At 26.5% G+C, this 5,189-nt stretch carries 6 protein-coding genes; 5 read left to right on the forward strand and 1 reads right to left on the reverse strand.

Annotated features, from left to right (window positions below; all coding sequences use genetic code 11):
- The first annotated feature begins 59 nt into the window (after nucleotides 1-59).
- A complete protein-coding gene (gene jag, locus E6A48_RS03315; RefSeq protein ID WP_013242977.1) occupies nucleotides 60-764 on the forward strand; it encodes an RNA-binding cell elongation regulator Jag/EloR in 705 nt (234 codons plus the stop codon).
- A gap of 113 nt (nucleotides 765-877) precedes the next feature.
- Entirely contained in the window at nucleotides 878-1,324 is a 447-nt protein-coding gene (locus E6A48_RS03320) for a hypothetical protein (protein WP_219708571.1), read from the forward strand.
- 2 nt (nucleotides 1,325-1,326) lie between these two features.
- Here E6A48_RS03320 and E6A48_RS03325 read toward each other — a convergent pair whose 3' ends face one another.
- Complete coding sequence (locus E6A48_RS03325) at nucleotides 1,327-2,532, reverse strand: GerMN domain-containing protein (protein ID WP_219708572.1); 1,206 nt, start codon at nucleotides 2,530-2,532, stop codon at nucleotides 1,327-1,329.
- A 159-nt stretch (nucleotides 2,533-2,691) separates the two neighbouring features.
- Between E6A48_RS03325 and E6A48_RS03330 the strand changes: the two genes are divergently transcribed.
- From E6A48_RS03330 to E6A48_RS03340, 3 genes are all read left to right on the forward strand, one after another.
- Nucleotides 2,692-4,290 carry a peptide ABC transporter substrate-binding protein gene (locus tag E6A48_RS03330; protein ID WP_219708573.1) on the forward strand — a complete coding sequence of 533 codons (1,599 nt, stop codon included), beginning with the start codon at nucleotides 2,692-2,694 and terminating at the stop codon, nucleotides 4,288-4,290.
- A gap of 133 nt (nucleotides 4,291-4,423) precedes the next feature.
- Nucleotides 4,424-4,834, forward strand: coding sequence for an META domain-containing protein (locus tag E6A48_RS03335; protein ID WP_219708574.1), 411 nt, complete (start codon nucleotides 4,424-4,426; stop codon nucleotides 4,832-4,834).
- Nucleotides 4,831-5,189: META domain-containing protein (locus E6A48_RS03340; RefSeq protein WP_219708575.1), on the forward strand; the 359-nt coding region annotated here is incomplete at its 3' end. The genes E6A48_RS03335 and E6A48_RS03340, both read left to right, overlap by 4 nt.

The following is a 5,189-nucleotide window of genomic DNA, read 5'->3' on the forward strand; positions in this document are numbered from 1 at the left end:
AAAAAGGAAATGGAAAAAAGAAAAGAAAATAGATTTATTCTTTTTTTAAGGAGGAAATTATGTTAGTAAAAGAGTTTAGCGGTAAATCAGAGAGGGACGCTATTAATAATGCCCTTACAGAACTTAATCTTACAGAGGACCAAGTTAGAGTAGAAGTAATAGATAAAGGTAAAAGGAGTATTCTTGGTATAGGAGAAGATTCTCCAACTATTATAAGAGTTTTTTATGAAGAGTTAGCTAATGATTTGAATGAGTTTCAAGAAATTATGACTAATATATTAAAATATATGGGTATCAATGCTGAAGTAACTGTAAAAGAAGAAACTGAGAAAAGAATATATATAGATATTTCTACAGAAGATTCAGGAGTTTTAATTGGTAAAAAAGGAAATACTTTAGAGGCTTTACAATTTGTAATATCATTAATAGCTTCTAAAAAATTCGGCGATGATAATGAAAGACATATTATATTAGATGTGGATGGATATAGAGATAGACGTGAAGAAACTTTAAAGCACATGGCTCGTCAAGCTGCACAGCAAGCTAAAAGAACTAGAAGAACTGTTTCTCTTGAGCCTATGTCTCCTTATGAAAGAAGAATAATACACTTGGAATTACAAAATGACCAAGATGTAGAAACAAAAAGCGATGGTGAGCCGCCATATAGAAGCGTTAGAGTTTATTCTAAAAAGAAAGGCGGATACAATAATAAAAGATATAATGACAAGGGCGGATACAATAAGTCTTATTACAGAAATAGATAATTAAAAAACAATTAAAAATATGGGCTGCATTAAGAAAATGCGGCCTTTTTTATTATTGTAAAATATAAAAATTGTTATATTATTATTAAATAATTTATTGGAGGGAATATGAAATGATAAAAAAGATATTATACTTTATTTTTGTTATTTTACTTATTGGCTGTTCCAATAAAGATAAAACTGCTAGTGATACATTTAGTGTTGATTATTCAAAGGGGTTAGAACAATTTAATAAAAGCAGCTATGTTTCAGTTGATACTTTTGATGCTTCAAGTGTTGATGCTAATTTAGAGAATGCATATTTATGGGTATCTATAAAATACGATAAATTATCTTCTTCTATTAGTAGCAATAATACTTATGAGCCTGATTATTTATTATATTCTGAAGTTGAAGGAAAGGGGGTAGATTATACTTTTTCTATACCAAAAGCAAATCAAAAATTTATAGAAGGCTCTTTAACTTTTTCTGAAGATGCTTCATCTCTTACAATTAAGTTTACAAAAAATATATTATATCCCACTCTTGTTGGAAAAACTTTTGTATGTAATAAAAAGTAATATTATTCAAATCTTTTAAATGGCATATTTTCTATAGCACCTTCTGCACCTATAGTTTCATTTAAATTACCATCTATTAAAAATATAACATTGTCTATTCCTTCAAATTGTGTTGCTGTATATACTAATTGATATATTTGAAGCATAGTGCCTTCATTGCCAAGAGGATTAAATTCAAAGCTTTCATTAAAATTCAAATATACTGTATTTCCTTCTACAAATATGTCTAATAGTTTTGTGTCTTTAGGTATACAGCTTATTATATTATCTCTATTCTCCTCATCAGTAGCACCCTCTAATAGAGTTTTTATTGTGTCTTCTATTGAATTATTATTTTCTATATTTCTCTTTCTAAATATTAATGTAATAGAGCCTGTATTTTCATCATATTCTACTAAATATACTCCTTCATCGCTTGTGTTTTTTAAGTTTCTTTCATTAGAATAATCTCTTTTTACACTATTATTTGCTTTTGAAGTTTTATATTTTGCTATATCTTTTTGAGCTTTTTGTATAATTTCTTTTTTATTTATATTTTCTTTTGTGCTTATTATTTTATTTTCTTCTCTTACTATATTATTATTATTATTATTATTATTATTATTATTATTATTATTATTTAAGCCTCTATTTTGCTGTATCATATCTTGTATATAATTATATGAATCATTAACTATATTGTTTAAGTTTTGTTCTTTTTTATTTTCTATATTATTATCTTTTTGCTCTTCTATATTTTTTGTGTTATTAGCTTGATTATTTTGATTATTATTAAAAAATACAGACAATGACTCTCTTGTTATTATAGAGTTATTTTGCATAGTGTTTGTATTTTGTGTACTTATAGAAGTTTCAAGCATAGAATTAGTTTCATAAGCCATAATAGATAAAGTTTCATTAGTATTAGATTTTATAAAGAAATTAAATAGTGGCACATTATCTAAAAAACTTATTTTATTTTCTTCCTCATTTCCAGTTGTTTCTAATGTTAATGCTTCCCTATGATTAATACTGAAAAAGTCTTTTACAGCAATATCTACCATAGGAGAATATTTTTTTATAACAGTAAATAGTATAGATACAAGTAATATAAATGAAACTGATATAATTATAGGTTTTTTAAAATTAAATTCTTTATCTTCGCTTCTTATTCTTCTTGTATATGATATACCTTTAGATTTAGCTTTTAACTGCTCATATCTTGGCACTTTTCAACTCCATTTTTTATAGTGTATCGTTATAATTATCGAAAAAATAGAAAATTGTGTTAGAATTTTATTATATATATAAGTAAATATATGAGTAATTAATTGCATTATATTTCTAAATATAGTATTATTACATAACTATTATAGAAGGGGAGAATTATGTTAAAAAGAATATTATTGTTTTTGTATATTTTTATTTTAATTATTTCATGTACAAATAATGTGAATCGTTCTTCAAAGGAATTATTTATTAATGCTGGTGAAGAACCAAAGACAATAGACCCTACATTATCTGGAAATGACTTTGTTTATCCAAGACATGTATTTGAAACTTTGATAATAAAAGATAAAAATGGCAATTTGCAAGGTGGAGCTTGTGAGAGTTGGGATATTTCAGATGATGGACTTAAATATACTTTTCATTTGAGAGAGAATGCTAAGTGGTCTGACGGATTAAATGTAACTGCAAATGATTTTGTTTATGCTTTACAGAGAGCTGCTAATCCAGCTAGTGCAGCAGAATATACTTCATTTGTAGAATATATAAAAAATGCTGTAAAGATACTTTCAAGTGAACTTCCAGTAGAAGAGCTTGGAGTGAAAGCTATAGATGATTATACTTTAGAAATAACTTTAGAAGCTCCTACAGGATATTTTTTAGATATACTTACTTATCCGATATTTGCTCCTGTTAGGAAAGACATTATAGAAAAGTATGGTGATAAATGGTCATTAAGTCCAGAAAGCTATATTGGTAATGGTGCTTTTATTATGACAGAGAGAAACCCTGATGAAAAAATAGTTGTAGTAAAAAATACTAATTATTGGAATAAGGATAACATTGTTCCTGAAAAAATTACTTTTGTGATGATGAAAGATGCTACTTTAGCACTTGCTGGTATAAAAGATGGTTCATTAGATTTTTCTGTTAATATTGTAGAGCAGGATTTAGAAAAACTTAAAGAAGAGGGTATAGTTAATATAGCTCCATATTTTTCTACAGTTGCTTTTGGTATAAATGCTACTAATGAAGTTTTAAAAGATGTAAGGATAAGAAAGGCATTATCTTTGGCTATAGACAGAAATTATATAGTTGAAAATGTTGTTCCTACTGCAAAATCTCCTACTAGTGCTTGGGTTCCTGTGGGAGCTTATGATGTTAGCGGAGATTTTAGAGAAAATGGCGGAGAATATATCGATTTATCTAAAGAGGCTTATTCTAATAATGTTGAGATGGCTAAAAAATTATTGGCTGAAGCAGGATATCCTAATGGAGAGAATTTCCCTGTATTAGAATATAAAACTACTTCAGATTTGGTTTATATGCAAGTAGCTGAAGCAGTGCAGCAGATGTGGAAAGAAAATTTAGGTGTTGATTTACAAATTACTTCTTTAGAGTGGGCAGCTTATCAGCAAATGAGAAGCGAAAAAGATTATCAGCTTATAAGAACTTTATGGATTGGTGATTATAGCGACCCTATGACTTTCTTAGAGAATTATTTAAGTTATAGAAGCCAAAACTCTACAGGTTATAGTAACGTTATGTTTGATAAATATATAGAAACTGCTAGGTCTACCGCTAATCAAAATATAAGAATGGAAGCTATGCATAATGCTGAAAAATTATTAGTAGCAGAAGATAATTTGCTTATTCCAATATACAATCCGTCAAATCCAACTCTAATAAGTAAGAGATTAAAAGACTATGTTTTAACTCCATTACAAGAATATCAATTCCATTATGCTTATTTAGAGTAAATTATTAAGTTATATTAAGTCCCTTGTCTTTTTTGATAGGGGGCTTTTATTTTAAATGAAATCTCTTTTATAAAAAATAAGAATACTAATACCGATAATCATAGTAATAGATTTAAATATATTTTGGAAGTTTATGAAAAGATTATCAGCTTTATTCTTTATATTATTTTTAATATGTTCATGTTCTAGTATGGATAAAATTACAGAAAATAATATAACAGATAAAAAAAATGTATTAGACGGCAGAAAGTTTAAATTGGTTAGCATATATCCAGAGATGAATATTACAATAGAGTTTAATGCTGATAAAATAAGCGGTTTTTCGGCAATTAATAGATATTCATCTTTATATGAAATAGATGGAGATATTTTTAATGTTTATAATTTAATAACAACATTAATGTCTGGTCCTAAAGATAAAATGAAAGCAGAATATGAGTATTTAAAGCTTTTAAAAGAGGCCACATCATATAAAATTGAAGGTAGAAAATTAACTCTATATACAGTGCTTTCTAGTAATTATTTAATTTTTGAAGAGATATGAAAAGAAATAATTTAAAAAATATACTTATAACATTATTTATTATATTCTTTATAATATTTTCTTGTTCTTCTACCAAGAAGTCATTAGCCGTATCATCTAGCACACTTACAGGTAAAACTTATAAACTTACAAATATGTTTGAAGAAGATGGTATTACAATATCTTTTTATAATACTGAGTTTTATGGATATGGCGGAGCTAATACATATTTTGGTGAATATGAAGTTAGAAGAGGTAATATTTTACTCATAAAAAATATAGAAGTTACTAAAATATCTGATGATGAAGAAACTTTAAAAAGAGAAGAAAATTATATTAAATATTTAAATAATGCTTCATCTATAGAGTTTAATGG

The organism is Brachyspira pilosicoli (genome assembly GCF_019402445.1).
In the GTDB taxonomy this organism is placed as follows: Bacteria; Spirochaetota; Brachyspiria; order Brachyspirales; family Brachyspiraceae; genus Brachyspira; species Brachyspira pilosicoli_B.